Origin of the sequence: Streptomyces sp. NPDC048416 (assembly GCF_043200435.1) — a bacterium.
Lineage (GTDB): Bacteria > Actinomycetota > Actinomycetes > Streptomycetales > Streptomycetaceae > Streptomyces.
Genome location: NZ_JBICXU010000045.1, coordinates 1 through 26,731 on the forward strand (window position 1 = coordinate 1; position 26,731 = coordinate 26,731).

General features: G+C 71.5%; 24 protein-coding genes. 15 read left to right on the forward strand and 9 right to left on the reverse strand.

Annotated elements, in window-relative coordinates:
• Positions 1–355 precede the first annotated feature (355 nt).
• The 4 genes from ACGFW5_RS33320 to ACGFW5_RS33335 all read right to left on the reverse strand — a co-directional run bounded on the left by ACGFW5_RS33320 (position 356) and on the right by ACGFW5_RS33335 (position 3,952).
• On the reverse strand, positions 356–1,105 hold the full coding sequence (locus ACGFW5_RS33320; protein WP_393838070.1) for a DUF2993 domain-containing protein: 750 nt from the start codon (positions 1,103–1,105) through the stop codon (positions 356–358).
• Between the two features lie 164 nt (positions 1,106–1,269).
• Complete coding sequence (locus ACGFW5_RS33325; protein WP_393838071.1) at positions 1,270–2,835, reverse strand: hypothetical protein; 1,566 nt, start codon at positions 2,833–2,835, stop codon at positions 1,270–1,272.
• 10 nt (positions 2,836–2,845) lie between these two features.
• Positions 2,846–3,100: a MoaD/ThiS family protein gene (locus tag ACGFW5_RS33330; RefSeq protein WP_393838072.1), complete on the reverse strand. Its 255-nt coding sequence runs from the start codon at positions 3,098–3,100 to the stop codon at positions 2,846–2,848.
• 33 nt (positions 3,101–3,133) lie between these two features.
• Positions 3,134–3,952 carry an alpha/beta hydrolase gene (locus ACGFW5_RS33335; RefSeq protein WP_393838073.1) on the reverse strand — a complete coding sequence of 273 codons (819 nt, stop codon included), beginning with the start codon at positions 3,950–3,952 and terminating at the stop codon, positions 3,134–3,136.
• A gap of 247 nt (positions 3,953–4,199) precedes the next feature.
• Here ACGFW5_RS33335 and ACGFW5_RS33340 point away from each other — a divergent pair, with 247 nt between their 5' ends.
• From ACGFW5_RS33340 to ACGFW5_RS33360, 5 genes are all read left to right on the forward strand, one after another.
• Positions 4,200–4,967: a response regulator transcription factor gene (locus ACGFW5_RS33340; protein WP_393838074.1), complete on the forward strand. Its 768-nt coding sequence runs from the start codon at positions 4,200–4,202 to the stop codon at positions 4,965–4,967.
• A gap of 113 nt (positions 4,968–5,080) precedes the next feature.
• Complete coding sequence (locus ACGFW5_RS33345; protein ID WP_393838075.1) at positions 5,081–6,103, forward strand: LacI family DNA-binding transcriptional regulator; 1,023 nt, start codon at positions 5,081–5,083, stop codon at positions 6,101–6,103.
• 199 nt (positions 6,104–6,302) lie between these two features.
• Entirely contained in the window at positions 6,303–7,577 is a 1,275-nt protein-coding gene (locus ACGFW5_RS33350; RefSeq protein ID WP_393838076.1) for a S1C family serine protease, read from the forward strand.
• A gap of 100 nt (positions 7,578–7,677) precedes the next feature.
• Positions 7,678–8,409 carry a response regulator transcription factor gene (locus ACGFW5_RS33355; RefSeq protein ID WP_393838077.1) on the forward strand — a complete coding sequence of 244 codons (732 nt, stop codon included), beginning with the start codon at positions 7,678–7,680 and terminating at the stop codon, positions 8,407–8,409.
• A gap of 5 nt (positions 8,410–8,414) precedes the next feature.
• Positions 8,415–9,809 carry a sensor histidine kinase gene (locus tag ACGFW5_RS33360; protein ID WP_393838103.1) on the forward strand — a complete coding sequence of 465 codons (1,395 nt, stop codon included), beginning with the start codon at positions 8,415–8,417 and terminating at the stop codon, positions 9,807–9,809.
• A gap of 694 nt (positions 9,810–10,503) precedes the next feature.
• Here the strand turns inward: ACGFW5_RS33360 and ACGFW5_RS33365 are convergent.
• Positions 10,504–12,318 carry a bifunctional metallophosphatase/5'-nucleotidase gene (locus ACGFW5_RS33365; RefSeq protein WP_393838078.1) on the reverse strand — a complete coding sequence of 605 codons (1,815 nt, stop codon included), beginning with the start codon at positions 12,316–12,318 and terminating at the stop codon, positions 10,504–10,506.
• 205 nt (positions 12,319–12,523) lie between these two features.
• Here ACGFW5_RS33365 and mshD point away from each other — a divergent pair, with 205 nt between their 5' ends.
• Positions 12,524–13,447, forward strand: coding sequence for a mycothiol synthase (gene mshD, locus ACGFW5_RS33370; protein ID WP_393838079.1), 924 nt, complete (start codon positions 12,524–12,526; stop codon positions 13,445–13,447).
• A 66-nt stretch (positions 13,448–13,513) separates the two neighbouring features.
• Here mshD and ACGFW5_RS33375 read toward each other — a convergent pair whose 3' ends face one another.
• Positions 13,514–13,783 carry a response regulator transcription factor gene (locus ACGFW5_RS33375; protein ID WP_393838080.1) on the reverse strand — a complete coding sequence of 90 codons (270 nt, stop codon included), beginning with the start codon at positions 13,781–13,783 and terminating at the stop codon, positions 13,514–13,516.
• Between ACGFW5_RS33375 and ACGFW5_RS33380 the strand changes: the two genes are divergently transcribed.
• From ACGFW5_RS33380 to pstB, 8 genes are all read left to right on the forward strand, one after another.
• The gene (locus ACGFW5_RS33380) at positions 13,782–14,258 is read left to right on the forward strand and encodes a hypothetical protein (protein ID WP_393838081.1); all 477 of its coding nucleotides are present in this window, start codon (positions 13,782–13,784) and stop codon (positions 14,256–14,258) included. The genes ACGFW5_RS33375 and ACGFW5_RS33380 overlap by 2 nt on opposite strands.
• Positions 14,259–14,680: 422 nt before the next feature.
• Complete coding sequence (locus ACGFW5_RS33385; RefSeq protein WP_393838082.1) at positions 14,681–16,909, forward strand: RNA degradosome polyphosphate kinase; 2,229 nt, start codon at positions 14,681–14,683, stop codon at positions 16,907–16,909.
• Positions 16,896–17,903 carry a CHAD domain-containing protein gene (locus ACGFW5_RS33390; RefSeq protein ID WP_393838083.1) on the forward strand — a complete coding sequence of 336 codons (1,008 nt, stop codon included), beginning with the start codon at positions 16,896–16,898 and terminating at the stop codon, positions 17,901–17,903. The genes ACGFW5_RS33385 and ACGFW5_RS33390 overlap by 14 nt, the downstream gene beginning before the upstream one ends.
• The gene (locus tag ACGFW5_RS33395; protein ID WP_393838084.1) at positions 17,900–18,388 is read left to right on the forward strand and encodes an NUDIX hydrolase; all 489 of its coding nucleotides are present in this window, start codon (positions 17,900–17,902) and stop codon (positions 18,386–18,388) included. Before ACGFW5_RS33390 ends, ACGFW5_RS33395 begins: the two co-directional genes overlap by 4 nt.
• Before the next feature lie 350 nt (positions 18,389–18,738).
• Entirely contained in the window at positions 18,739–19,881 is a 1,143-nt protein-coding gene (pstS, locus tag ACGFW5_RS33400; RefSeq protein ID WP_393838085.1) for a phosphate ABC transporter substrate-binding protein PstS, read from the forward strand.
• Between the two features lie 135 nt (positions 19,882–20,016).
• Entirely contained in the window at positions 20,017–21,015 is a 999-nt protein-coding gene (gene pstC / locus ACGFW5_RS33405) for a phosphate ABC transporter permease subunit PstC (protein WP_393838086.1), read from the forward strand.
• A gap of 124 nt (positions 21,016–21,139) precedes the next feature.
• Entirely contained in the window at positions 21,140–22,216 is a 1,077-nt protein-coding gene (gene pstA / locus ACGFW5_RS33410) for a phosphate ABC transporter permease PstA (RefSeq protein WP_393838087.1), read from the forward strand.
• 50 nt (positions 22,217–22,266) lie between these two features.
• Entirely contained in the window at positions 22,267–23,043 is a 777-nt protein-coding gene (gene pstB / locus ACGFW5_RS33415) for a phosphate ABC transporter ATP-binding protein PstB (RefSeq protein WP_393838088.1), read from the forward strand.
• A 796-nt stretch (positions 23,044–23,839) separates the two neighbouring features.
• Here pstB and ACGFW5_RS33420 read toward each other — a convergent pair.
• On the reverse strand, positions 23,840–24,838 hold the full coding sequence (locus ACGFW5_RS33420) for an anion permease (protein WP_393838089.1): 999 nt from the start codon (positions 24,836–24,838) through the stop codon (positions 23,840–23,842).
• Positions 24,839–24,843: 5 nt separating this feature from the next.
• Positions 24,844–25,464, reverse strand: a complete 621-nt coding sequence (locus ACGFW5_RS33425) for a DUF47 domain-containing protein (RefSeq protein WP_053729022.1) — start codon at positions 25,462–25,464, stop codon at positions 24,844–24,846.
• Between the two features lie 222 nt (positions 25,465–25,686).
• Between ACGFW5_RS33425 and ACGFW5_RS33430 the strand changes: the two genes are divergently transcribed.
• Entirely contained in the window at positions 25,687–26,061 is a 375-nt protein-coding gene (locus ACGFW5_RS33430) for a metal-sensitive transcriptional regulator (protein ID WP_393838090.1), read from the forward strand.
• A 395-nt stretch (positions 26,062–26,456) separates the two neighbouring features.
• Here the strand turns inward: ACGFW5_RS33430 and ACGFW5_RS33435 are convergent, their stop codons facing one another.
• Positions 26,457–26,654: a hypothetical protein gene (locus tag ACGFW5_RS33435; protein WP_393838091.1), complete on the reverse strand. Its 198-nt coding sequence runs from the start codon at positions 26,652–26,654 to the stop codon at positions 26,457–26,459.
• Between the last annotated feature and the right edge of the window lie 77 nt (positions 26,655–26,731).

The window sequence follows — 26,731 nt, forward strand, 5'->3', positions numbered from 1 at the left end:
TCGCGCCTGAACGGCGCTCGTCCTCAATCGCCGGACAGGCTGAAGATGCCTCCGCTCGCACCCTGCCAGGGGCGCGGGGAACTGCGCGACCAGCCACGCACGGCGGCGCGGACGAAAGCCGGCCCTTCGAGGGGCGCGAGGAACTGCGCGAAAAGCGACCACGCCCCGCACCCGAAAACCGGCCCCTCAAGGGGCGCGAGGAACTGCGCCAAAAGCGATCACGCCCCGCACCCGAAAGCCGACCCCTCAAGGGGCGCGGGGAACTGCGCGAGAGGGGTTGGTGCGGGGGGCGTCGGCAGGGGGCAAGGGGCCGGGGTGGGAGCCCGGCAGGGCTTGCGCTTAGGGGGTGTGGGCGTCAGCCCGCCAAATGGACTTCCGTGCCGCGGCCCGAGAACCGCAGGCCACTCTCCCCCGCCACCACCTTGTCCAGCTTGATACTGGCCGGCATCCCGTCGATCTTCAGGTCGTAGTCGACCGCCTTGCGCAACCGCTGGTCGAACCCGGGCACGGGCAACGTCGGCAACGACTCCGCCCGCAACTGCACCGCCCCCGACCCGTTCAGCGCGACCGTGCTGTACGCCGTCACCTTCTGCCCCTGGAGCATCGCCTTGATGGACGCCGGCAGCGTCACACCCTGGCCCTCAAGGAGGTCCGTGAGCGGGCCGGTCACCTTGACCTGGCCCTTGGCCGCGCGCTCGGCCCCGGCGTACCCCACCGTCGCCCCCTTGGGCGCCGCCTTGGACAGGTCCGCGTACGAGATGTTCGCCGCGCCGTCGGCCCGCCCCGCCACCACCGAGGAGAAGCTGCTGTCGATCCGTACCGCGTACAGCTCGGCCGTCACCTCGGTGACGTTGACCGAGTGGCCGCCCGCCGTCGCGGTGACGCCGGACAGCGAGACGTCGACCTCGTCCAGTTCCCTGCCGAGCACCTGGGTCAGGAACGGAAAACCCTTGATGTCGACATCCGGCGTCGAACCGAGATGCTGACTGTTCCGGATCTTGTCGGCCGCCTTCGACTCGGCGATGTTCACCGCGATGCGGTCCGCCGCGACGAAGATGCCGCCGAGAACGATCACGATGATCAAAAGTATTCGCAGTGCGCGCATTGCCTACGTGTCCCCCACCCGTCGGCCACCACTCGGCCGTCGGCCCTCGATGTCGTCGTCGATCGCCTCGTCCGGGGCCGGTCTGCCCGCCACCGGTCCCTCGCCTGCCCGGTCCCGCCTGATCAATCCCCCGGAATGACGATCGCGAGCCTAGCCCCGGTTCCCTAGGCCACGGCACGCCCGATGAGATACAGCACAGGGACAGCCGCGGTGAGCGGCAGGGCCACACCCGCCGTCATGTGGACGAACCGGGACGGATAGTCGTACGAGGCGACCCGCAGCCCGATCAGCGCGCAGGCGCCGGCCGCGAGACCGAGCAGCGCGCCGGACGCGCCGATGCCGGTCAGTTGGCCGACCGCGATGCCCGCTCCCGCTGCCGCGAGCAGTGCGACCGCCACGGAGGCGACCGACGGCAGCGGCAGCGCCCGGGCGAGCACGGCGACGGCCACGGCCGCGGCGCCGACGCAGACCGCGTGCGGCGGCGCGGCGAGATACCCGCCGGCCAGGATCGCCAGCGCCGCGGCGGCGACGGTCGCCATCAGGCCGTACATCCGCTCGTCGGGGTCGGCGTGCGAGCGGAGCTGGATCACCAGGGTGAGCAGCACCCAGACGCCGAGCGTGCCCAGGATCGCGGCGGGCGCGTGCTCACGGCCGAGCGCGAGCAGGGCGACATCGGCGACGAGGGCGCCCGCGAAGGCGAGCGCGATGCCCTGCCGGGCCGGCCACATGCCGTTCAGGCGGAACCAGCCGGCCGCCGTCACGGCCTGGAGGACGATGAGCGGCACCACGAGGGAGTACGTGCCGAGCGGCGCCGCCACCGCGAGGAGCAGACCGAGTGCTGCGGTGAGCGCGGCGGGCTGCATGCCGGGCGCGATGACCGGCGAGCGGCCCTCCGCGCGGGCCCGCTGGGCGTCGGTGATCCGCGCGTTGCCGACCGTGGTGGGCGGGCTGTAGGCGGGGCCCCCGGTGGCTGCCGCGGCCGGCGGCACGAAAGCCCCGGCCGGGGCGGCGTCGGGGGACGACGACGATGCAGGCCCCGATGCCGACGTCGGCATCGGGGTCGGCGTGGCCGGCTCGTACGACGGCGTCGACGCGGGGCCCGACCCCGTCATCGGCATTTCCGGCGGCAGCGGCACCGACGTCGTGCCCGCGCCATGACCCCCACCACCCTGCGCCCCGCCACTCTGCGTCCCGCCACTGTCCACGCCGTACCGCGGGCCGTTCTCGGCGCTGACCTGACCGCCATACTGACCGCCGTACTGGGCCCCGTCCTGGGCGCCGTACTGGGGGCCGTACTGAGGGCCGCCCAGCGACCCGTCCTGCGCGCCGCCGTACGGCCCGCCCCCCTGCACGCCCTCGTCCAGGCCGCCGTACGGCGAGCCGTTCTGGGGCGGCAGGTAGGCCGTCTCCTCGACGCTCCCCGCCGCGCCCTCGTGCCAGGGCTGGGCCTGCTGCGACGCGTGCCGTGCCTGGTAGGGGGCGGGTGCGGGTGCGGGCTCCGCGGGCTGCTGCGGGGGCGGGATCGTGGGCTGGTACTGGGTGTCCCAGGTCTGGCCCTCCCAGGTCTGCGTGTACTGCTGCTGGTCCTGGTACGGCTCGTACGGGAACGGCGGCTGCGGCTCGGACGGCTGCGGCTCGGACGGCTGCGGCTGGGACGGCTGCGGCACGGGCTGCCCGTACTGGTCGTACTGGGGCTGCTGCTGATGGTGGTACGGGTACTGCTCGCTCATGACGTGGGGGTCACCCTCCTGCGAACGGCGGGAGCACCTCGACCGTGCCGCCCTCGGCAAGGCGTACGGTCTCATGCTTCCGCTTCCCGACGGGGTCGCCGTCGACCAGGAAGGAACACCGCTGGAGTACGCGTGTGAGCTCTCCCGGGTGCTGTTCGCGCACCGCGTCGAGGGCTTCGGCCAGCGTCGCGGCCGCGTACGGCTCATCGGCGACACCGGCGGCGGACTTGGCCGCGGCCCAGAAGCGGATGGTTCCCGCTGCCATGGTGAGGCTCCTTTCGTCGCCCTCCATGATGGGCTACGCGGCGGGCCGCGCGGCGATCAGCCAGTCCGCGATCCGGGCCAGGAGCTCGTCGCCCGCCGCGTTCTCGGCGTGCCCCATGCCCTCCTCAAGCCACAACTGCGCAGGTCCGGCCGCCGCCAGCAGGTACGGGTGGTCCACCGGGAAGTACGGGTCGCGGTCGCCGTGCACGATGAGCAGCGGGGTCGGCGCGATCAGCGGGACCGCCTCCACGGGCGAGAGCGGCACCGGGTCCCAGTCCTCGGTGTGGATCCGGGTGGCGAAGCCGAGGCGGCCCACGAGGCGCCCGGTGGGGCGGGTGATCAGCCAGTGCACCCGGCGCATCGGGGCCGTGCCCCGGTAGTACCAGCGGGCGGGCGCGCTGACCGCCGCCACTGCTTCCGTGCGCCCCGACGCGCTCCCCCGGTGGGTCGCGGCGTGGCGCAGCACCACCGAGCCCCCCATCGAGAAGCCGACGGTCACCACCCGTGCGTACCCGAGTGATCTCGCCCACTCGACGGCCGCCGCCAGGTCCAGCACCTCGCGGTCGCCGACCGTCGAGCGGCCACCGGACCTGCCGTGCCCGCGGAAGGAGAAAGTGATCACGGCCGCGTACTGGGCGAAGACCCCCGCGGCCCTTCGTACGGCGGGGCGGTCGGCCGATCCGGTGAAGCCGTGCGCGACCACGATCGCGGTGTCGCGGGGCCCCTTCGCACAGGGTTCGTAAACCGCCTCGATCCGGACACCGTCGGACGTACGCAGGGTGGCGCGCCGGGGGCCGGGAGTGATCGAGGAAACAGCTGAAGTGTGAAATCGGCCCTCTGCCTCGGCATTCATGTGGGCTATTCTCCTGGGCAGAGGATCCGGGCACCGTAGCCCCCGGGTCCTTTTGTGTTTCCCCGTCGTTGTTACGGACGGGTGAACAAACGCTCACAAAACGGCCCGCGCCCAGCGCGGGCCCCAGCCGGACCGTACGAAGCAGTGCCGCAACACCCCCGAGCTCTCACCGAGCAGGAGGAAACGACGTCATGGGCCAGCGAACCGGGCACGATACGAAGCGGACCATCCGGGTAGGAGGAGAGCGATGAGCTCCCTGCTGCTCCTGACCAATGCCCTCCAGCCGTCGGCGGAAGTCCTTCCCGCCCTCGGCCTGCTCCTGCACAGCGTGCGCGTGGCACCCGCCGAGGGTCCCGCCCTCGTGGACACCCCGGGCGCCGACGTCATCCTGATCGACGGCCGCCGCGATCTGCCGCACGTGCGGTCGCTGTGCCAGCTCCTGCGCTCCACGGGCCCCGGCTGTCCGCTGGTCCTGGTCGTGACCGAGGGCGGCCTCGCCGCCGTCACCGCCGACTGGGGCATCGACGACGTGCTGCTCGACACCGCGGGTCCGGCCGAGGTCGAGGCCCGGCTGCGGCTCGCGACCGGCCGCGCGCAGGCCACGTCCGACGACTCCCCGATGGAGATCCGCAACGGCGACCTGTCGGTGGACGAGGCGACGTACAGCGCGAAACTCAAGGGGCGGGTCCTCGACCTCACCTTCAAGGAGTTCGAGCTCCTGAAGTACCTCGCGCAGCACCCGGGCCGGGTCTTCACACGCGCCCAGCTGCTCCAGGAGGTCTGGGGCTACGACTACTTCGGCGGCACCCGCACGGTCGACGTCCACGTACGGCGGCTGCGGGCCAAGCTCGGCCCCGAGCACGAATCGCTCATCGGCACCGTGCGCAACGTCGGCTACCGCTTCGTGACCCCCGAGAAGCCCGAACGCTCGACCGAGGACGCCAAGGCGAAGGCCGTCGTCGACGCGGCCACCGCGCAGACCAGGGAGGCCGCCGCCCGCTCCTCCAAGCGGTAGCGGGCGGTGGCGGGGCGGTGGCGGGGCGGCCGCCGAACCGGTAGGTCACGCCTGGGGTACGACCTGCGATATGCCCTGCCCAGAGGTAGGTCACCCCGCGTAGACTGCCGCGCGTGGCCAAGGTGACGCGGGACGACGTGGCACGACTTGCGGGTACTTCGACCGCCGTCGTCAGCTATGTCATCAACAACGGACCCCGGCCGGTCGCCCCGGCCACGCGCGAGCGTGTCCTCGCCGCGATCAAGGAGCTGGGGTACCGGCCCGACCGGGTCGCCCAGGCCATGGCGTCGCGGCGTACCGACCTCATAGGAATGATCGTCCCGGACGCGCGCCAGCCGTTCTTCGCGGAGATGGCGCACGCCGTCGAACAGGCCGCGTCCGAGCGCGGAAAAATGGTCCTGGTCGGCAACTCCGACTACGTCGACGACCGCGAGGTCCACTACCTGCGGGCCTTCCTCGGCATGCGGGTCGCGGGGCTCATCCTGGTCAGCCAGGGCCCGAGCGAGCGCGCCGCCGCCGAGATCGACGCGTGGGACGCCCGCGTGGTGCTGCTGCACGAGCGGCCCGAGGCGATCGACGACGTGGCGGTGGTGACCGACGACATCGGCGGCGCCCAGCTCGCCACCCGCCATCTGTTGGAACACGGCCACGCGTACGTGGCCTGCATCGGCGGCGTGGAGAACACCCCGTCCGTCGGCGACCCGGTCGCCGACCACGTCGAAGGATGGCGGCGGGCCATGCTGGAGTCCGGGCGCTCCATCGAGGGCCGGGTCATCGAGGCCCCGTACAACCGGTACGACGCCTACCAGGTCGCCCTGGGGGTCCTGGCCAAGCCCGACCGGCCGACCGCCATCTTCTGTGCCACCGACGACCAGGCGATCGGCGTGCTGCGGGCCGCCCGCGAGCTGCGCATCGACGTGCCGGGCGAGCTCGCCGTCGCGGGCTTCGACGACGTCAAGGAAGCGGCCCTGACCGATCCGCCGCTCACCACGATCGCCTCCGACCGGCCCGCGATGGCGCGGGCCGCCGTCGATCTGGTCCTGGACGACGGGCTGCGGATCGCGGGCTCGCGCCGCGAACGCCTCAAGCAGTTCCCCTCGCGGCTCGTCGTGCGCCGCTCCTGCGGCTGCGGCTAGGACGTGCGCCGCTCCCTCGGCGGCTGCGGCTGCGGCCAGGACTGACGGCCTGCGCCCGCCGCCTGAACGGGCCGCGTTCGCCGCCACCGCTGTTCGGCAACGCCGCGCCCCCGCCCTTTATTTGGGGCAAACACGGTTCTGCCGGGCTTCTTACCCGGTCCTCAGACTGCTCTCATCATCGGTGGCGAAGGTCATAGACATGACCGAGAGCCCCCGCCACAGCGGCGAGTACCCCGAGCAGCAGCCGATCCACTCTGACGAGTCCTGGCAGCGAGCCAAGGACGACGCCCGGCGAGAGGGCGAGGCCCACGCGGCCGCCTACCCGCCCCCGCCCGCCTACGAGCCGGCCGCCCCGCTGACGACCGGCCCCGGCACCACGGTGTGGCCCGGTGGCGGCGCCCACTCCGGGCCCGGCACCGCAGGGTTCCACGGCGGCGGCGACGGCGGGTTCTACGGCGGCGAGCCGGCCCACCCCGCGGGTCCGCAGGCCCAGGCACCCAAGCCCCGCCGGGCCAAGCGCTCCGTCGGCCTGGTCGCCGCCGTCGCCATCGTCGCGGCGGTCATAGGCGGCGGCACCGCGAGCCTGGTCGAGCACTACGTCGGCAACGACACCGCCTCCGTCAGCTCCGGTGTCAGCGGCACCAACGCCGCGAACAGCACCAATGGCACCGTCTCCGGCGTCGCCAAGGCCGTCATGCCGAGCATCGTCGAGATCAACGCGACCTCCAACTCGGGCGAGTCGACCGGGGCCGGCGTGATCGTCAAGTCCGACGGCGAGATCGTCACCAACAACCACGTCATCTCGGGCGCGACCTCGGTCAAGGTGAAGCTCAGCAACGGCAAGGGCTACACCGCCAAGGTCGTCGGCACCGATCCCGACAAGGACCTCGCGCTGATCAAGCTGGACGGGGCGAGCGGCCTCAAGCCCGCCTCCCTCGGCGACTCCAGCAAGATCGCGGTCGGCGACCAGGTCGTCGCCATCGGCTCCCCCGAGGGCCTGACCGGCACCGTCACCAGCGGCATCGTCTCCGCCCTCGACCGGGACGTCACCGTCGCGAAGGAGGACGGCAACCAGGGCAGCCAGGGACAGGGCCAGGGTCAGGGCCAGGGGCGTGGCGGCGGCGGCTGGCCGTTCGAGTTCGGCGGGCAGCAGTTCAACGGGGACACCGGGTCGTCGAAGACCACGTACAAGGCGCTCCAGACCGACGCCTCGCTCAACCCGGGCAACTCCGGTGGTGCGCTCATCGACATGAACGGCAACATCATCGGCATCAACTCCGCGATGTACGCGCCGAGTTCGAGCAGCCAGAGCGGTTCGTCGGCCGGCAGTGTCGGGCTCGGCTTCGCCATCCCGATCAACACCGTCAAGTCCGACCTCTCCAGCCTGCGGGGCGGCGGCAGCGGCGGCGCGGACACCGGCGGCAACGACCAGGGCGGCGACAACTCCGGCGGGGCCTTCAGCGGCAGCTACTGACACCGCCCGGCGCGGGGCAGCGAGCCGCCCCGCGCCCCACCGTCCGCATGCGAGGCTGATGGTCCCGAGCCGACAGAGAGACAGAAGAAGGAACCCGCTCATGAGCCCCGCCGAGGACGACCCGCAGCGCATCCTGATCGTCGACGACGAGCCCGCCGTCCGCGAGGCACTGCAACGCAGTCTCGCCTTCGAGGGATACGGCACCGAGGTCGCCGTCGACGGCCTCGACGCCCTGGCCAAGGCGGAGGCGTACCAGCCCGAGCTCATCGTCCTGGACATCCAGATGCCCAGGATGGACGGGCTCACCGCGGCCCGCCGGCTGCGTGCGGGCGGCTCCACCACGCCCATCCTGATGCTGACGGCCCGCGACACGGTCGGCGACCGCGTCACCGGTCTCGACGCGGGCGCCGACGACTACCTGGTCAAGCCGTTCGAACTCGACGAACTCTTCGCCCGCATCCGGGCGTTGCTGCGCCGCAGCTCGTACGCCGTCGACGCGGGGGCGGCAGGTCAGGACGCCGGGAACGTCCTGACCTTCGCCGACCTGCGGATGGACCTGTCCACCCGCGAGGTCACCCGCGGCGACCGTCTCGTGGAGCTGACCCGCACCGAGTTCACGCTCCTGGAGATGTTCCTCACCCACCCCCGCCAGGTGCTGACCCGCGAGCAGATCCTCAAGGCGGTCTGGGGCTTCGACTTCGAGCCCTCCTCCAACTCCCTCGACGTGTACGTCATGTACCTGCGCCGCAAGACGGAGGCGGGCGGCGAGCCGCGCCTCGTGCACACGGTGCGGGGCGTGGGGTACGCGCTCCGGCCGGGCGGCGCCGAGTGAACCGTCTGGTCCGCCGCTATCGCGCGATGCCGCTGCGTTCCCGACTGGCCATGCTGGTCGCCACGGCGGTCGCCGTCGCGGTCGCGGCGGTCGCCGTCACGTGCTGGCTGCTGACCCGGGCCCAGCTGCGAGCCGAGCTCGACAACACGCTGCGCAACACCAGCGCGCCCTCCAGCCTGGTGCAGGCCGCGCTCCAGTCCTGTGTGTCGGACGGCAGCCTGCCTCCCGGCAAGAAGCCGTTCGCGTACATCCAGGTGGTGCTGCCCGACGGCACCCGCTGTGTGGCCCCGGACTCCCCGCCCGTACGGGTCACGCCCCAGGACATCGCCGTCGCCCGCAGCCTCGGTCTGAAGGCCGAGGCCCTGCACACCAGCACCACCGACGACGGGATGGACGTACGGGTCCACACCCAGCGGCAGGACTTCGCGGGCAGGTGGGCCACCGTCTCACTGTCCCGCCCGCTCACCGAGATCGACTCCGCCCTCAACCGGCTCGCCCTGCTGCTGACCGGGCTCGCCGGCATCGGCGTCATCGCGGCCGGAGCGGCCGGTCTCTGGGTCGCACGGACCGGCCTCCGGCCGGTGGACAAGCTGACCGGGGCCGTCGAACATGTGGCGCGCACCGAGGATCTGACCGTACGCATCCCCGTCGAGGGCGAGGACGAGATCGCCCGGCTCTCGCGGTCCTTCAACGCGATGACCGCCGCGCTGGCCTCCTCCCGTGACCGGCAGGCACAGCTCATCGCGGACGCCGGTCACGAGCTGCGCACCCCGCTCACCTCGCTGCGTACCAACATCGAACTGCTCGCGAGGAGCGAGGAGACCGGGCGGGCCATTCCGCCCGCCGACCGCACGGCCCTGATGGCGTCCGTCAAGGCGCAGATGACCGAACTCGCTTCCCTCATCGGGGACTTGCAGGAACTTTCGCGTCCCGACGCGGTGCGCGAGGGCCCGCTCGAAGTGGTCGGGCTGCACGACATCACCCGGGTCGCCCTCGACCGGGCGCGGCTGCGCGGGCCGGAGCTGACCATCACGGCGGAGCTCGCGCCCTGGTACGTGCGGGCCGAGCCGGCCGCGTTGCAGCGGGCCGTGGTGAACGTGCTGGACAACGCCGTGAAGTTCAGCCCGCCGCACGGGACGATCACGGTCACCCTCGACCGGGGTCTGCTGGCCGTACGCGACCAGGGGCCGGGCATTCCCGCGGAGGATCTGCCGCACGTCTTCGAGCGGTTCTGGCGGTCGCCGTCGGCGCGGGCGCTGCCGGGGTCGGGGCTCGGGCTCTCCATCGTGGCCCGCACGATTCAGCATGCGGGGGGTGAGGTGGCGCTGGCCCGCGCGGAGACCGGTGGCACGCTGGCCACCATCACCCTGCCGGGCGCCCCAACCCCACCCCCCACCTGACCCCCTCCCACCCGGCTCGACCCCGGGCGCCCTACCAGGGTCACGGACCCGCCCCGGTGGTCCCGCCCGGTGCCGGGCGCCCTACCAGGGGCGCGGGGCTGTGCCCTTTGCGCGGCTCCACCGCGGGGACCTGACCGGTGCCGGGTGCCCTACAGGGGCGCGGCCTGCCCCTTTCGCGCCGCTCCGCCACGGGGGCGCGACTGCTCGACGCCGGGTGCCCTACTAGGGGCGCGGGGAACTGCGCGGGTGCCCCAGCACGGTCCGCACCCGAAAGCGGCGGGGTCGCTGGGGCTCCGCCCCAGACCCCGGGGGACGCCCCACCCCACCCCTTCCCGAAACCCTCCGGGGGCGGGAAAGGGGCTGAGGTCCAGACCCCTGGGGCTCCGCCCCAGACCCCGTTCGCGCCTGACCGGCGCTCGTCCTCAAACGCCGGACAGGCTGAAAATACCCATGCCGCCCCGCACCGAGTAGTTCAGGGGCGCGGGGAACTGCGCGAGCAACCCAGCACGGCCCGCACCCGAAAACAGGGTCGGGGGCCCGGGCCCGCACCCGAAAACAGGGTCGGGGGCCCGGGTCCGCACCCGAAAACAGGGTCGGGGGCCCGGGTCCGCACCCGAAAGCGGGATTGGAGGCCCGGGGCCGCAACGGAAAGCGGGGTCGGGGGCGTCGGGCCGCACCCGGGGCAGGGCCGGGGTTACTTCAGGAGCGTGATTCTTCCCGGCGCCGGAGGCGAAAGCGGGGCCGCCGCAGACGAGTTCGCCGCCAGGTACGCGTCGAACACGTCCAAGTCCGACGCCCCAACCACCTTGTTCGTACCGACAAGCGCCGGGAACCCGTCCCCCCCACCCGCAAGGAACTCGTTCATCGCGACGCGATACGTCTTCGCGGGGTCGAGCGCCGCCCCGTTCAACCGCACCGTGTCGGTCAGCACCCGCGCCGCCCCCGACTTCGTCATGTCGAGCGTGTAGGTGAAGCCCTTCGAGATCTGGAGGATCTTCGGGTCGGCCGCGTTCGGCCCGCTGACCTGCTGCTGGAGCGCGGTGAGCAGCTGCGCGCCGGTGAGGTCGACGACGTTCATCATGTTGGTGAAGGGCTGGACCGTGAAGGCCTCGCCATACGTCACCACCCCATCGCCCTCGCTCCCGCTCGCCTTGTGGACGAGGTCGGCACGGATGCCGCCGGGGTTCATGAGGGCGAGCTGCGCGCCGCCCTTGTCGGGTGCGGACAGCCCGGCCAGCTGGGCGTCGGCGATCAGGTCGCCGAGCGGCTTCTCGGGGGCGTCCGAGCCGCGGCCGTTGATGTCGGCGGAGATGTAGCCCTGCGGACGGTTCGCGACGGGCGCCGCCAACGCGCCCCAGCGGGCGATGAGTCGGGTCATGTCGGCCGCCTTGGCCTGGTCCCGGCTGACGATGTGGTTCGCGGACTTCGGCGACGTCACCGCCGTCCGCACGACGTCGTTCGTACGGCGGTCGTAGGTGAGCGTCGTGTCGGTGTAGAGCTTGCCGAACGAGGCCGCCGATGTGACCATGCGCGGGTTGCCCGCCGGGTCCGGGATGGTGCAGACGTACGCCTGGTGGGTGTGGCCGGTCACCAGCGCGTCCACCTTGGGCGATATGCCCTTGGCGATGTCGACGATGGGCCCGGAGATGCCGCTGCCCGGCCCGTCGGTGTCGCAGCTGTCGTTGTACGCGCCGCTGACGGGCATGCCGCCCTCGTGGATCAGCGCGACGATGGCCTTGACGCCCTGGCGGTCCAGTTCCTTGGCGTACTTGTTGATCGTCTCGATCTCGTCGGCGAACTTGAGGCCCTTGACGCCGGACGCGGTCACCACGTTCGGGGTGCCTTCGAGCGTCACGCCGATGAAGCCGATCTTGACGCCGTTCTTCTTCCACACCGTGTACGGCTTGAGGATCGGCTTCCCGGTCTTCTCGCTCGTCACGTTGGCCGCGAGGTAGGGGAAGTCCGCGCCGCGGAACTTCTTCCCCTTCTCGTAGCAGCCGTCGGTGGGGTGGCAGCCGCCGTTCTGCATGCGGGCGAGCTCGGTGGCGCCCTCGTCGAACTCGTGGTTGCCCACGGCGGTGACGTCCAGCTTGAGCTTGTTCAGCGCCTCGATGGTCGGCTCGTCGTGGAACATGCCGGACAGCAGCGGACTCGCGCCGATCATGTCGCCGCCGGCCGCGGTGATCGAGTACGGGTGGCCCTGGCGGGCGGTGCGCAGCGAACTGGCGAGGTATTCCATGCCGCCCGCGGGAACGGACTTGGTCGTCCCGTCGGCCTGACGCTCCGTCACGGTGCCTGCGGAGCCGGCCGGGGGCTCCAGGTTGCCGTGCAGGTCGTTGAAGGAGAGGAGTTGTACGTCGACGGTGCGGTCCGGCTTCGGGTGGTGTCCGTGTCCGCGGTCGTGCGCGTCGGCGGGCATCGCGGCGACGAGCGCCCCGACGGTGGCAAGTCCGGCGGCCCCCGCCCACATGCGGGTGACGGCACGCTTCCTGTGGGATTTCGCTGGCATGTGTCCTTTGTGTCCCCTGTGAGATCCCGGTGAATTCCCGGCGCAGCCTAAGGTCAACGCGCGTAGCGCAACAGGGGTTCGCGGGTTACGAGCTGGTTGCCGTTGCCCCCGCGCGAGGCGTGGTCCCGGCCACCGGGCCGGCCCCGCCGCGACGCCCCAGCCGACGACGCCCGCCTGCGCGGGCCCCCGCCGTACCCTCGTAGCCATGACAGACGCAGCCGCCCCCACGCCGTCCTCCCGTGAGATCCAGACGCTCGACGAGCTCAGCCACACCCAGGCACAGGCCGTCCTCGACCTCATCGCCGAAGCCGCCCGCACCGACGGGCAGCAGGCCGTTTCCGAGCAGGGGCGGCTCCAGCTGCGCGGGGGCCGGCGCGAGGGCGTGCGGCATTTCCTGCTGATCGTGGGCGATGTGCTCGTCGGGTACGCCCAGCTGGAGGACACCGACCCGGTGGAGGCGCCGGCCGCCGAGCTCGTCGTGCACCCCGCGCACCGCGGCCAGGGGCACGGCCGGGCGCTCGGCAGCGCGCTGCTCGGCTCGACCGGCAAGCGGCTGCGGGTGTGGGCACACGGCGGCCACGCGGCGGCGCGCCATCTCGCGCAGGTACTCGGGCTCACCCTGTTCCGTGAACTGCGCCAGCTGCGGCGCCCGTTGAGCCCGCTCGACATCGCGGAGCCCGTCTGGCCCGCGGGCGTCACCGTGCGCGCCTTCACGCCGGGCGAGGACGACACGGCGTGGCTCGCGGTCAACGCGGCCGCCTTCGCGCACCACCCCGAGCAGGGCTCCCTCACCCAGCGCGACCTGGACGACCGCAAGGCCGAGCCGTGGTTCGACCCGAAGGGCTTCTTCCTGGCCGAGAAGGACGGCGAGCTCGTCGGCTTCCACTGGACCAAGGTGCACGCCGAGCAACGCCTGGGCGAGGTGTACGTGGTCGGGATCCGGCCCGACGCACAGGGCGGCGGCCTCGGCAAGGCACTGACCGCGACGGGCCTGCGCCACCTCGCCGCCGAGGGCCTGCCGACGGCGATGCTGTACGTCGACGCGGACAACCCGGCGGCGCTCACGGTGTACGAACGCCTGGGCTTCGCCACGCACGAGGTCGATCTGATGTACCGCGCGGAGTCCTGAGACACCCGCCGGCGGGCAGGCCCCGCGCCTGTCCGCGGCGGCCGCGCGGCGGCGCCCCCGTGCGGGTCACCGCGGGGGCGGGACCAGGCCGGACTCGTAGGCGAGGATGACCAGGTGCACCCGGTCGCGTGCGTCGAGTTTGGTGAAGAGCCGCGCGACGTGCGCCTTGACGGTGGCCACGCTGATCGAGAGCTCCCGGGCCATCTCGGCGTTGGACAGGCCACGGCCGACGAGGGTCAGGACCTCACGTTCCCGGCCGGTGATGTGGTCGACCACTCCCCGGCGCGCGGCGGCGGGTTCGGGCCGGGCGGCGAATTCCACGATGAGACGGCGCATGACACTCGGAGGTGCGTCCACGTCGTTCTTCGCCACCAACGCGATGCTGGCCTCCCGCCACATCGGACTGTCGATCCACGACCCGGGCTGCCTGCGTGCGGTGACGGCCTACGCCCTGGTCGTCCCGGTCTGTGCGCTCATCGGGCCGGCCTGGGGCGCCGTCCTTCGCCACGCCACGGCCTCGATCGTCGCGGTCGTGAGCATGCTCTTCATCCTGCCCCTGCTCTTCGGCGGGGAGCGCTACCGCTTCCTGAAGGAGATCGGCAACCATCTGCCGCTCGCCGCCGAGAGCAGGCTGGCCCTGAACCCCGGCTCCCACACCGGCCTAGGGGGTGTCTGGTGGATCAGGGTCGGTCAGGGTGCGGCGCCTGGTGCGGTGCATCGCAAGGCGCCGGAACGTCGTGATAGCGGAGCTATCGGGGCGTTTCGGCAACGCCGCGAGGTGCCGTGCCAGGCGCCGCACCCCCGGCCATGATCCACCAGACACCCCCTAGGCGCGTACCCGGCCACGGTCGTGGGTTCCTGGACAGCCCTCGCGGCCTGGGCCCTCGCCTCCGTGGCCGTAGCCGTCCTGGTCCTGCGGCGCCGGGACGTCTGACCGCTGCCGCCCCGGGGGCCGCCCCCGCCCGCTCGGCGCACCCCCGCCGCGAGGCCTGCCCCGTCGGCCCGGAACGGCCAGGCCCGGTCCCCGGCACGACCCCCCGGGGCCCGGGTCCGCTCTCTCGCACGTCATGTCCTCGTAACCGGCCATTCAGACACGCTTGCGACGCTCGCGCAATGAAGCCTCCGGCGCCCGCCACCCGGAACGGACCCGTTCCCCCGCCCAGAACCGTCCGGGCGCTCACTCCCGCCCGTTCCGACGCGCCGGCCCGGGCCGGTGCGCGGAACAATGGGGACATGAGCCAGCAGCAGCCCAGCGCCGAGGACACGCTCAAGACCGCCCAGCCGTCCGTGGCCTCCATAGCCGCGCACCGCCCGCACACGCTGGCGGCCGTTGTCTCCGATCTCGAACCGGACATCGACGCCGACCTGGACGCGTACGAAGACGAGAGCGAGGGCGACGAGCTGCCCTCGGGGCGCTTCCTCGACCGCGAACGCAGCTGGCTCGCCTTCAACGAGCGCGTACTCGAACTCGCCGAGGACCCGGCGACCCCGCTCCTTGAGCGGGCGAACTTCCTCGCCATCTTCGCCTCGAACCTGGACGAGTTCTTCATGGTCCGGGTGGCCGGGCTCAAGCGCCGCATCGCCACCGGGGTCGCCACCCGCTCCGCCTCCGGCCTCCAGCCCCGCGAAGTCCTCGACCTGATCTGGACCCGCTCGCGCGAGCTCATGGCCCGCCACGCCGCCTGTTACCAGCAGGACATCGCCCCGGCGCTCGCGGAGGAGAACATCCACCTCATCCGCTGGCCCGAGCTCACCGAGAAGGAGCAGGCCCGCCTCTTCACCCTGTTCCGGCAGCAGATCTTCCCGGTGCTCACCCCGCTGGCCGTGGACCCCGCGCACCCCTTCCCGTACATCTCGGGGCTCTCGCTCAACCTCGCCGTGGTGGTGCGCAACCCCGTCTCCGGCCACCGCCACTTCGCCCGCGTGAAGGTGCCGCCGCTGCTCTCCCGCTTCCTGGAGGCCTCTCCGCAGCGCTACGTCCCCCTGGAGGACGTCATCGCCGCGCACCTGGAGGAACTGTTCCCCGGGATGGAGGTCCTGGCGCACCACATGTTCCGGGTCACCCGCAACGAGGACCTGGAAGTCGAGGAGGACGACACCGAGAACCTGCTCCAGGCGCTGGAGAAGGAACTCATGCGGCGCCGCTTCGGGCCGCCGGTGCGCCTGGAGGTCGAGGAGTCCATCGACCCGTACGTACTGGACCTGCTGGTACGGGAGTTGAAGATCTCCGACGCCGAGGTCTACCCGCTGCCCGGCCCGCTCGACCTGACCGGCCTGTTCGGGATCTCCGCGCTCGACCGGCCGGAGCTGAAGTTCCCCAAGTTCGTCGCGGGCACCCATCGCGACCTCGCCGAGGTCGAGTCCGCCTCCGCGCCCGACATCTTCGCCGCGCTGCGCGAACGCGACGTACTCCTGCACCACCCGTACGACTCCTTCTCCACCTCGGTGCAGGCCTTCCTCGAACAGGCCGCGTCCGACCCCGACGTGCTCGCCATCAAGCAGACCCTGTACCGCACGTCCGGCGACTCGCCGATCGTGGACGCCCTGATAGACGCCGCCGAATCGGGTAAGCAGGTGCTCGTCCTGGTGGAGATCAAGGCCCGCTTCGACGAGCAGGCCAACATCAAGTGGGCCCGCAAGCTGGAGGAGGCGGGCTGCCACGTCGTCTACGGGCTCGTCGGCCTCAAGACGCACTGCAAGCTCTCCCTCGTGGTGCGCCAGGAGAACGACATCCTGCGGCGCTACTCGCACGTCGGGACCGGCAACTACCACCCCAAGACGGCCCGCCTGTACGAGGACCTGGGGCTGCTCACCGCCGACCCGCAGGTCGGCGCCGACCTCTCCGACCTCTTCAACCGGCTCTCCGGATACTCCCGCCGCGAGACCTACCGGCGCCTGCTCGTCGCCCCCAGGTCCCTGCGGGACGGCCTGATCTCGCGGATCACCAAGGAGATCGCTCACCAGCACGCCGGGCGCCCCGCCTACGTCCGCATCAAGGTCAACTCGATGGTCGACGAGGCCGTCATCGACGCCTGCTACCGGGCCTCCCAGGCCGGTGTGCCCGTCGACATCTGGGTGCGCGGCATCTGCGCCCTACGCCCCGGGGTGGCCGGGCTCTCGGAGAACATCCGGGTCCGTTCCGTCCTCGGCCGCTTCCTGGAACACTCCCGGGTCTTCGTCTTCGGCAACGGCGGCGAGCCCGAAGTGTGGTTCGGCAGCGCCGACATGATGCACCGCAACCTCGACCGACGCATCGAGGCACTGGTCAGGGTCGCCGACCCGGGCCACCGCGCGGCCCTCGGCCGGCTCCTGGAGACCGGCATGGGGCCGGGCACCGCGTCCTGGCACCTGGGCGCCGACGGCAACTGGACCCGGCACGCCACCGACGCCGAGGGCGCGCCGCTGCGCCACGTGCAGGAGATGCTGATAGACGCACGGAGGCGCCGGCGTGCAACAACCTGAGAACAGCACGGGCCAGGACCCGGCGGCCCGGATACTCGCGCACTACCTCCACGCGCAGGCGGGGGAATTCCTGCGCGGCCTGCGCCTTCAGCGCGAGGCGGGACCCGACAGCCGCACGGCCGACGAGGCCGCCCGCGCGCTGTGCGCGGCAGGACGCCGCATCGCCGCGACCCTGCACACCTTCCGGCCGCTGCTCGACCCCGTGTGGGCCGACGGGCTGCGCGGCGAACTCGGCTGGCTGTGCGCCACGTTGGACGGCGAGCACACCTGTGCCGCACGCCTGGCCCGGCTCCTTGACGCCCTGCACCGGCTCTCCGGCGGCCGGGTGGCACCGGCCCGCGGAGAGGCGGGCACCCTCACGGTGGGCGCGGCACGGGCCGGCGCCCTGCTCGACCGGCAGCTGACACCCGTACGCGCCCGGGCCCACTCGGCGGCGCTCCAGGCGCTCGGCTCCTCCCGCTTCCACGCGGTGGCGGACGCGGTCGCCCTGCTGGCCAGTGAAGTACCGCTGGCACCGGTGGCCGCCGCCCCCGCCGTGGAGGTCCTGACGCCCAAGGCGCTGGCCGCCGAGGCCCGCCTCGAACGGGCCGTGGCCGCACTCCCGCTGGCCCGCGCGGCCCGCCCGTACAACGCGGAGGCCCTGGTCCAGGAGAGCGAGAGCCAGGACGACCCCTGGCACCAGGTGCGGCGACTGCTGCGGCTGCACCGGTACGCCCAGGACGTGCTGCACCCCGAGCCCGCGGGCCCCGGCACGCAGGCGCAACTGCCCTACGCCAGCCGCGAGTTGGACCGCCACCGGGAGGCGGCGGGTGCGGCGGCGGCCGCTTCGGGCGCGGCCCGCACCCCCCGCATCGCGCCCGCGACCGCGTACGCGCTCGGTGTGCTCCACGCCGACCAGCGCCATGAGGTGGAGGCGGCCCGCTTCGCCTTCCAGCGGATCTGGCAGCCTGTGGCGGTGACGACAGCACCCACGGCGACCACGGCCGCGCCATGAGCACCGCATCCGACCACACCGTCCTCGCGGCGGGCTGCGTCCTGTGGCGCCGCGCCGACCGAGGTGAACGAGCGGACCGCCCGGACCGCTCCGACCGGGGCGAACACCGGGAACTAGCGGAACGGGCCCTGGAGATCTGCCTCGTGCACCGGCCCAAGTACGACGACTGGTCGCACCCCAAGGGGAAACTGAAGCGGGGCGAGGCGGCGCTGGCGGGGGCGCTGCGGGAAGTGCTCGAAGAGACCGGGTTCGCGTGCGTGCCCGGCCCGCGGCTGCCCACCGCCCACTACACGGACCCGCAGGGCCGCCCCAAGCGCGTCGCGTACTGGGCGGCCGAGGCGGGCGAGGGGCACTTCACGCCCAACGCGGAGGTCGACCGGCTGCTGTGGCTGCCTCCGGCGGCCGCCCACGACCGCCTCACCCGGCCCCGCGACCGCCAGTTGCTGCTCAGCATGCTCGACGGGCTCGCGCCGCACCCCGCCTGACCGGGTGAAGAGGGTGCCGAGGTGAACCCGGGCGAACCCAGCCCGACCTGGCGGCGAGAGCTCCCCCGGTCACCCCGGGCGCACCCCGCCCGACCGGGCGACGAGGGCCCCCTCCGGCGATCCCGGGCGCAGAAACGGTTCCGTACTCCGCGTGAACACGAACCGGTAACGACCGGCACCGCACTGCCCGCCACGGTTCACTTTCCGTTAACTCTCCCCCGCCGACCGCTTCACCTGTTCTGTCTAATTTCGGCCTTACACGGTGCTCGGCATCCCGCCCTCACCGCCCATCCACGCACGCCGCCGTACAACGAACGGAAACCGGCGGCTCCCGGAAGGAACACCCGACAGTGCAGCTTCAGCGCAAGAACCGGCTCCGCGCCACCGCCCTCGGCGTCATCGCCGTGTCCAGCGCCCTGGCCCTCACGGCGTGCGGCAGCGACAACAACAGCGGCGGGAGCACGGGCGGCAACGGCGGTACGACCACCGGAGCCGCCTCGGCCGTGAAGTGCGACGGCGCCAAGGGCCAGCTCCTGGCCTCCGGATCCTCCGCACAGAAGAACGCGATGGACCTGTGGGTCAAGAACTACATGGCGGCCTGCAAGGACGCACAGATCAACTACAAGTCATCCTCCTCCGGTGAGGGCATCGTCGGGTTCACGCAGGGCACGGTCGCCTTCGCGGGCTCGGACTCGCCGCTCAACCCCCAGCAGGTGACGGACTCCAAGAAGGTCTGCTCCGGCGGCGGCCAGGGCATCAACCTGCCCATGGTCGGCGGCCCGATCGCGATCGGCTTCCACGTCGAGGGCGTCGACAGCCTCGTCCTGGACGCCCCGACCCTCGCCAAGATCTTCAACGGCAAGATCACCAAGTGGAACGACGAGGCGATCGCCAAACTGAACCAGGGCGCCAAGCTCCCCGACCTCGCGATCCAGGCGTTCCACCGCTCCGAGGACTCCGGCACCACCGAGAACCTCACCAAGTACCTCGCCGCGACCGCCAAGTCCGACTGGACGTACGCGCCCGCCAAGAAGTGGGCCGCCCCCGGCGGCCTGGCCGCATCCGGCTCCGCCGGCGTCGCCGCCTCGGTCAAGCAGACCAACGGCGCCATCGGCTACTTCGAACTCTCCTACGCCGCCTCGCAGTCGATCAAGACCGTCGACATCAACACCGGCGCCTCCGCCCCGGTCAAGGCCAGCTCCGCCAACGCCTCCACCGCCATCGCCGCCGCGAAGGTCGCCGGCACCGGCAAGGACCTCGCGCTGAAGCTGGACTACACGACCAAGGCCGACAACGCCTACCCGATCGTCCTCGTGACGTACGAAGTCGCCTGCGACAAGGGCAACAAGGCCGCCACCCTCCCCGCGGTCAAGTCCTTCCTCTCCTACGCCGCGAGCGCCGACGGGCAGAAGCTGCTCACCGACGCCAGCTACGCGCCGATCCCGGCCGAGATCAACGCCAAGGTCGTCGACGCCATCAACTCGCTCTCGTAAGCCGCCAGTTGAGCGGCCGCGCCGAAGACGCGGCCGCTCGCGTGCGGCGGGGCACCGCTTCGGGCCCCGCCGCACACCATCCGGTGCACCGCCGCCAGGGGACCCACAGGCCCCCGCCCACAGACCGGAAAGACCATGGCTTCTTCCATAGCAACGGACACCCCGCCGCCACCCGCCCCCGCCCCGCCGGCCCGACGCACACAGTCCACCGGCCGGGCGGGCGACAAGATCTTCATCGGGCTCTCCCGGGGCTCGGGCATCTTCCTGCTCGTCGTCATGGCGGCCATCGCCGTCTTCCTCAGCGTCCGCGCCGGCGTCGCGCTCTCGAAGGACCAGGGCAACTTCCTGACCACCTTCGACTGGAACCCGGCCGGCGACCCCCCGGCGTTCGGCATCGCGGTCCTGCTCTTCGGCACCGTCGTCAGCGCGGTCGTGGCGATGGCCATCGCGGTCCCGGTCGCCATCGGCATCGCCCTGTTCATCTCGCACTACGCGCCGCGCAAGCTGGCCGCGCCCCTCGCGTACGTCGTCGACCTGCTCGCCGCCGTGCCCTCGATCGTCTACGGCATCTGGGGCGCCCTGTTCCTCGTGCCCTACCTCGGCGGCCTCAACGAGTGGCTCGACACCTACCTCGGCTGGACCTTCCTCTTCGAGAAGACCGAGGTCGGCGTCGCCCGCTCGATCTTCACCGTCGGCATCCTGCTCGCGATCATGATCCTGCCGATCGTGACCAGCGTCAGCCGCGAGGTCTTCCTCCAGGTACCGCGCATGAACGAGGAGGCCGCCCTGGCCCTCGGCGCGACCCGCTGGGAAGTCATCCGCCTGTCGGTGCTGCCGTTCGGCCGCTCGGGCGTCATCTCCGCCGCCATGCTGGGACTCGGCCGCGCGCTCGGCGAGACGATGGCCGTCGCCACGGTCCTCTCCCCGAGCTACGTCATCTCGCTGCACCTGCTCAACCCGGGCGGCGGCACCTTCGCACAGAACATCGCGGCCAAGTTCGACGAGGCCAACGAACTCGGGCGGGACGCCCTGATCGCCTCCGGTCTCGTCCTGTTCCTCCTCACACTGCTCGTGAACGGCGCGGCCCGCCTGATCATCGCGCGCCGCAAGGAGTACTCGGGGGCGAACGCGTGAGCCCCGCCCACCCCCGGCGGACACCCGCCGGGCCAACTCCCGTACCCCCGGCCGCAGTTCAGCAGCCCCGGCCCCACCACCACCGGCCCCGCCCCGCAGGCCGAACCCCTGAAGGGAGCCCCGCGTGAGTCACGTAGCCGTTCAGGACGCCCGGGCGGCCGCCCCGGCGCCGCGCAAGGGCAGCCTCAGCCACCGCGCGCTGCCCCGCTGGGCGGGCGCCGGGTTCGCCGTCGTCGCGATCGTCCTCGCGGTCGCCATCGGCCTCGCCTTCGACCTGCACAGCAAGGTCCAGTGGGGTCTGCTGGCCGCCCTGCTCTTCGTCGTCATCTCGTACGCGGTCACCTCCGCCGTCGAGAACAAGCGGCAGGCCAAGGACCGGGTGGCGACCTCCCTGGTCTGGGTCTGCTTCATCCTCGCGGTGATCCCGCTGGCCTCGCTCCTGTGGACGACGGTCAGCCGCGGCACCCGCGTCCTCAACGGCTCCTTCCTGACCCACTCGATGGCCGGCGTCCCCGGCTTCGAGACGGGCGGCGGCGTGTACCACGCCCTCATCGGCACCCTGGAACAAGTCGGCATCGCCACCCTGATCTCCGCGCCGCTCGGCCTGCTGACCGCGGTCTACCTGGTGGAGTACGGCAAGGGGGCGCTCGCCAAGGCGGTCACCTTCTTCGTCGACGTCATGACGGGCATCCCGTCCATCGTCGTCGGCCTCTTCATCCTCACCCTGATGCTGATGTTCGACCTCCAGCCCTCGGGATTCATGGGCGCGCTCGCGCTCTCCATCCTGATGATGCCGGTCGTGGTCCGCGCCACGGAGGAGATGCTGAAGCTCGTACCCAACGAGCTGCGCGAGGCCGCCCTCGCCCTCGGCGTGCCGAAGTGGCGCACCATCGTGAAGGTCGTCATCCCGACCGCGCTCGGCGGCATCACCACGGGCGTGATGCTGGCCATCGCCCGTATCGCCGGCGAGACCGCCCCGATCATGCTGCTCGTCTTCGGCAGCCAGCTGATCAACCCGAACCCCTTCGAAGGCGCCCAGTCCTCGCTCCCCTTCTACATCTGGGAGCAGTACCGGGTCGGCAGCGACGCGTCGTACGACCGCGCGTGGGCGGCCGCCCTGGTCCTGATCGCCTTCGTCATGATCCTCAACCTGGTGGCTCGCGGCGTAGCCCGCTGGAAGGCCCCCAAGACCGGTCGCTGACGCGACCCCCGCTCAGCGACCCGTCCCCCGGAAAGACAGTGAGTCACCCCATGGCCAAGCGAATCGACGTATCCGGCCTCTCCGCCTACTACGGCGCCCACAAGGCGATCGACGACATCTCGATGACCGTCGAGCCGCGCTCCGTGACCGCCTTCATCGGGCCGTCCGGCTGCGGCAAGTCCACGTTCCTGCGCACCTTGAACCGTATGCACGAGGTGACCCCCGGCGGCCGCGTCGAGGGCAAGGTGCTCCTCGACGACGAGAACCTGTACGGGTCCGCCGTCGACCCGGTCGCGGTACGCCGTACGGTCGGCATGGTCTTCCAGCGCCCCAACCCGTTCCCCACCATGTCGATCTTCGACAACGTGGCGGCGGGGCTGCGTCTGAACGGCTCGTTCAAGAAGAGCGAGCTCGCCGACGTGGTGGAGAAGTCGCTGAAGGGGGCGAACCTCTGGAACGAGGTCAAGGACCGCCTCAACAAGCCGGGTTCGGGGCTGTCCGGCGGGCAGCAGCAGCGCCTGTGCATCGCGCGGGCCATCGCGGTCGAGCCGGACGTCCTGCTCATGGACGAGCCCTGCTCGGCGCTCGACCCGATCTCCACGCTCGCGATCGAGGATCTGATCGGGGAGCTGAAGGAACGCTTCACGATCGTGATCGTGACGCACAACATGCAGCAGGCGGCCCGTGTCTCGGACCGCACCGCGTTCTTCAACCTCGCGGCGGTCGGGCAGCCCGGCAAGCTGGTCGAGATCGACGAGACCGCGCGGATCTTCTCCAACCCGTCCGTGCAGGCCACGGAGGACTACATCTCGGGCCGCTTCGGCTAGGCCCGACCCTGTGCCGTCTGCGGTGCTGCATGGCGGTGCCACCGCAAGACGAAGGGCCCGCCCTTTCGAGGGCGGGCCCACACCCATGTCCTGGGCGGCTACTTGAGAGTGCAGCCCCTGGGGCTCCGCCCCAGACCCCGGGGGGTTTGCCCACCCACCCGCCCGTGCAGCGGGGTTGAACCGGCTGACCCCTGGGGCTGCGCCCCAGACCCCGGGGACGTTTTCCCACCCACCCGCCCGTACAGCGCATTGAATGAGCCGACCCCTGGGGCTCCGCCCCAGACCCCATGCGGGGGCTCCGCCCCCTGCACCCCCGTTCGCGCCTGAACGGCGCTCGTCCTCAATCGCCGGACAGGCTGAAGATGCCCGAGCAACCCAGCACGGCCACTGCACCAGCGCCGCCAGGGGCGCGGGGAACTGCGCGAGAAGCGAGCACGGCCGACGGACGAAAGCGGGTTTAGGGGCGCGGCGCTGTGTCATTGCGCGCCTCCGCCGCGGCGGGCGCGAGAGGCGATTCCGGGTGCCCTACAGGGGCGCGGGGAACTGCGCGAGAAGCGAGCACGGTCCGCGGTCGAAAGCGGGTTCAGGGGCGCGGGGAACTGCGCAACAAGCGGGCACGGCCCGCGGCCGAGGACGGGTTACAGGGGCGCGGGGAACGGCGCGAGGAACGGGCACGGTTCGCAGGGGGCGGCGGGGTCAGGGGCGCGGGGAACTGCGCGAGTGGCCGCCCACCCGCGGGTGGGCCCCCGGCGGGTTTCGGGAAGGGGCGGGGTGGGGGAAACCAGAACCGCACCACCTACCCGAAGCACAGCTGCACCACGAGATAGCTCAGCGCAGCGACCAGCGCCGCCGCAGGCATCGTGATGAACCACCCCAGAATGATGTTCTTCGCGACCCCCCACCGCACCGCGTTGACCCGCTTCGTCGCCCCCACACCCATGATCGCCGACGTGATCACATGCGTCGTGGAAATGGGCGCCTGGAACAGGAACGAAGACCCGAACATGATCGACGCACCCGTCGCCTCCGCCGCGAACCCCTGCGGAGGATCAAGCTCGATGATCTTGCGACCCAGCGTGCGCATGATGCGCCAGCCACCCGCGTACGTGCCAAGCGACAGCATCGCCGCACACGCGATCTTGACCCAGATCGGGATCTCGTCGCCCGCCGACTGCACATCCGCGATGGTCAGCGCCATCACCACGATGCCCATGGTCTTCTGCGCGTCCTGGAGGCCGTGGCCGAGCGCCATGCCGGCCGCCGAGACGGTCTGGGCGATGCGGAACCCGCGCTTGGCCTTGTGCGGGTTGGACTTGCGGAACATCCACAAAATCACGCACATCACGAGGTAACCGACGACCAGACCGATCACCGGCGAGATGAACATCGGGATGACGATCTTGTCGAGCACCCCGGACCAGTACACCGTGATGCCGCCCGCGAGCGCCGCCCCGACCATGCCGCCGAACAGCGCGTGCGAGGACGAGGAGGGCAGCCCGAAGTACCAGGTGGCCAGGTTCCAGATGATCGCGCCGACCAGCGCCGCGAACAGGATGCCCATCCCCTTGTTGCCCTGGGGCGTGGAGATGAGCCCTTCGCTCACGGTCTTGGCGACACCGCTGCCCAGGAAGGCACCGGCGAGGTTCATCACTGCGGCCATGGCGAGCGCCGCACGGGGCGTCAGGGCACGCGTCGACACCGAGGTGGCGATGGCATTGGCGGAGTCGTGGAAGCCGTTCGTGTACGTAAATCCGAGCGCGACGCCAATGGTCACGATCAGTGCAAAGGTGTCCACGGAGGTCAGGACTCCTTGACGGCGATGGTCTCCACCGTGTTCGCCACGTGCTCGAACGCGTCCGCCGCCTCTTCGAGAACGTCCACGATCTGCTTGAGCTTCAGCACCTCGATGGCGTCGTACTTGCCGTTGAAGAGGTGGGCGAGCAGCTTGCGGTGGATCTGGTCGGCCTGGTTCTCCAGGCGGTTGACCTCGATCCAGTACTCGGTCAGATTGGACATCGTGCGCAGGTTCGGCATGGCCTCGGCGGTCAGCACGGCCGCCCGGTTCAGGACCTCGATCTGCTGCTCGACGCCCTTGGGCAGTTCCTCCACGTTGTAGAGGACGACCAGGTCGACGGCCTCCTCCATGAAGTCCATGATGTCGTCGAGACACGACGCGAGGTTGTAGATGTCCTCGCGGTCGAACGGCGTGATGAAGGAGGAGTTCAGCTGGTGGAAGATCGCGTGGGTGGCATCGTCCCCCGCGTGCTCCGCTGCCCGCATGCGCTCCGCGATCTCGGCCCGGGAAGCGGAGTCCGCTCCCAGCAGTTCCATGAGGAGCTTCGAGCCCGTGACGATGTTGTCCGCGGATGCGGAGAACATGTCGTAGAAGCTCGTCTCCCTGGGGGTCAGACGAAAGCGCACGTGGGGTCCTCGGAGTGCTTGGGATTCGGTCAGGCTGATGCTAGGCGCATCATCCGGCCACGGCTAACCGGCGTTCTTCAGTGTCGCCCATCATGCACAGTGATCAGCACGGACCCCCGCAAGGGATTCGGGAAATTCGTTACCATATACCCATGAGGGGTATCAAACCCCTTGCCGCACCTGGCACGCCGCTTGGCACATGGCAGACAACGGGAGGACGCGATGACCACCACCGAGGCAGCCGGCCCCCCGGTCGAGACCCCTGTGCCCGACGCCCCCGCCTCTGACGCCGCCGCCACCGACCACGACCGCGGCGTGCACGGCTATCACAAGCAGAAGGACGAGCACCTGAAGCGGCTGCGCCGCATCGAGGGCCAGATCCGCGGCCTCCAGCGGATGGTCGACGAGGACGTCTACTGCATCGACATACTCACCCAGGTCTCCGCGTCGACCAAGGCACTGCAGTCCTTCGCGCTCCAGCTCCTTGAGGAGCACCTGCGGCACTGCGTGGCGGACGCCGCGGTGAAGGGCGGCGACGAGATCGACGCCAAGGTGGAGGAAGCGACCAAGGCCATCGCCCGCATGATGCGCACGTGACCGTCTCCGATCAGCCGTGACGCCCGCGTCGCCACCGGCACCGCACGTCGGCACCGGCACCGGCACCGGCGCCCGGGGGGCCCGTAACCACGACGCGCGTACGCGGGCGCGTGAACACCCGCCAGCTTCCGCCCTGCCTCGGCCCGGCCCGGCCCGGCCCGGCCCGGCCGCTTGTCCGGGGAGGCCAAGGGGACGGGCGCCCTTGCGTGCGGGGCACGCTCTGCCGGGGAACGCGCAGTGACCGCAGCGGCTCACAGGCCCCGGGCGCCCGCGCTGGACCGCCCGCCGGGCCTCAGCCTCAGCGGCCCCGGCCTGCACGACCAGACCTGGGGCGGCGCCCGCCAGCCCCTGGGGCCGCCGCCACGGCCGTACGTGTCGCACGACCGTTCCTGCGCCTACCCAGCGTGCCCGTACTGCCCGAACTGCCCGGGGTGCCCCGGTTCTCCCACGTTCAGTACTTCGTCGATCAGGTCCGGGCTGAGACGGTCGCCCTCCGCGGCGGACGCCGCGATCATCAATTCCCCGCACAGCTCGATCTCGACGAGGGCCACGTGGTCCTGGACGGTCGCACCGCGAAGCGAAGCCACGCACATCACCTCTTCCTCGACCTCTTCCCACCGTCTGGTCAACCGTCTGGTCGGCCGTCTGCTCGGCCCGCTCGCTCGGCCCC

What these genes read in the sequence shown, in the direction of transcription:
- ACGFW5_RS33430 (WP_393838090.1), top strand. Translation starts at nt 25,687, where the DNA reads ATGACCACCACCGAGGCAGCCGGCCCCCCGGTCGAGACCCCTGTGCCC.
- ACGFW5_RS33335 (WP_393838073.1), bottom strand. Translation starts at nt 3,952, where the DNA reads ATGAATGCCGAGGCAGAGGGCCGATTTCACACTTCAGCTGTTTCCTCG.
- ACGFW5_RS33365 (WP_393838078.1), bottom strand. Translation starts at nt 12,318, where the DNA reads ATGCCAGCGAAATCCCACAGGAAGCGTGCCGTCACCCGCATGTGGGCG.
- ACGFW5_RS33325 (WP_393838071.1), bottom strand. Translation starts at nt 2,835, where the DNA reads ATGAGCGAGCAGTACCCGTACCACCATCAGCAGCAGCCCCAGTACGAC.
- ACGFW5_RS33355 (WP_393838077.1), top strand. Translation starts at nt 7,678, where the DNA reads ATGAGCCCCGCCGAGGACGACCCGCAGCGCATCCTGATCGTCGACGAC.
- ACGFW5_RS33320 (WP_393838070.1), bottom strand. Translation starts at nt 1,105, where the DNA reads ATGCGCGCACTGCGAATACTTTTGATCATCGTGATCGTTCTCGGCGGC.
- ACGFW5_RS33395 (WP_393838084.1), top strand. Translation starts at nt 17,900, where the DNA reads ATGAGCACCGCATCCGACCACACCGTCCTCGCGGCGGGCTGCGTCCTG.
- ACGFW5_RS33380 (WP_393838081.1), top strand. Translation starts at nt 13,782, where the DNA reads ATGACACTCGGAGGTGCGTCCACGTCGTTCTTCGCCACCAACGCGATG.
- ACGFW5_RS33330 (WP_393838072.1), bottom strand. Translation starts at nt 3,100, where the DNA reads ATGGCAGCGGGAACCATCCGCTTCTGGGCCGCGGCCAAGTCCGCCGCC.
- ACGFW5_RS33385 (WP_393838082.1), top strand. Translation starts at nt 14,681, where the DNA reads ATGAGCCAGCAGCAGCCCAGCGCCGAGGACACGCTCAAGACCGCCCAG.
- pstC (WP_393838086.1), top strand. Translation starts at nt 20,017, where the DNA reads ATGGCTTCTTCCATAGCAACGGACACCCCGCCGCCACCCGCCCCCGCC.
- mshD (WP_393838079.1), top strand. Translation starts at nt 12,524, where the DNA reads ATGACAGACGCAGCCGCCCCCACGCCGTCCTCCCGTGAGATCCAGACG.
- ACGFW5_RS33435 (WP_393838091.1), bottom strand. Translation starts at nt 26,654, where the DNA reads ATGTGCGTGGCTTCGCTTCGCGGTGCGACCGTCCAGGACCACGTGGCC.
- pstB (WP_393838088.1), top strand. Translation starts at nt 22,267, where the DNA reads ATGGCCAAGCGAATCGACGTATCCGGCCTCTCCGCCTACTACGGCGCC.
- ACGFW5_RS33340 (WP_393838074.1), top strand. Translation starts at nt 4,200, where the DNA reads ATGAGCTCCCTGCTGCTCCTGACCAATGCCCTCCAGCCGTCGGCGGAA.
- ACGFW5_RS33350 (WP_393838076.1), top strand. Translation starts at nt 6,303, where the DNA reads ATGACCGAGAGCCCCCGCCACAGCGGCGAGTACCCCGAGCAGCAGCCG.
- ACGFW5_RS33375 (WP_393838080.1), bottom strand. Translation starts at nt 13,783, where the DNA reads ATGCGCCGTCTCATCGTGGAATTCGCCGCCCGGCCCGAACCCGCCGCC.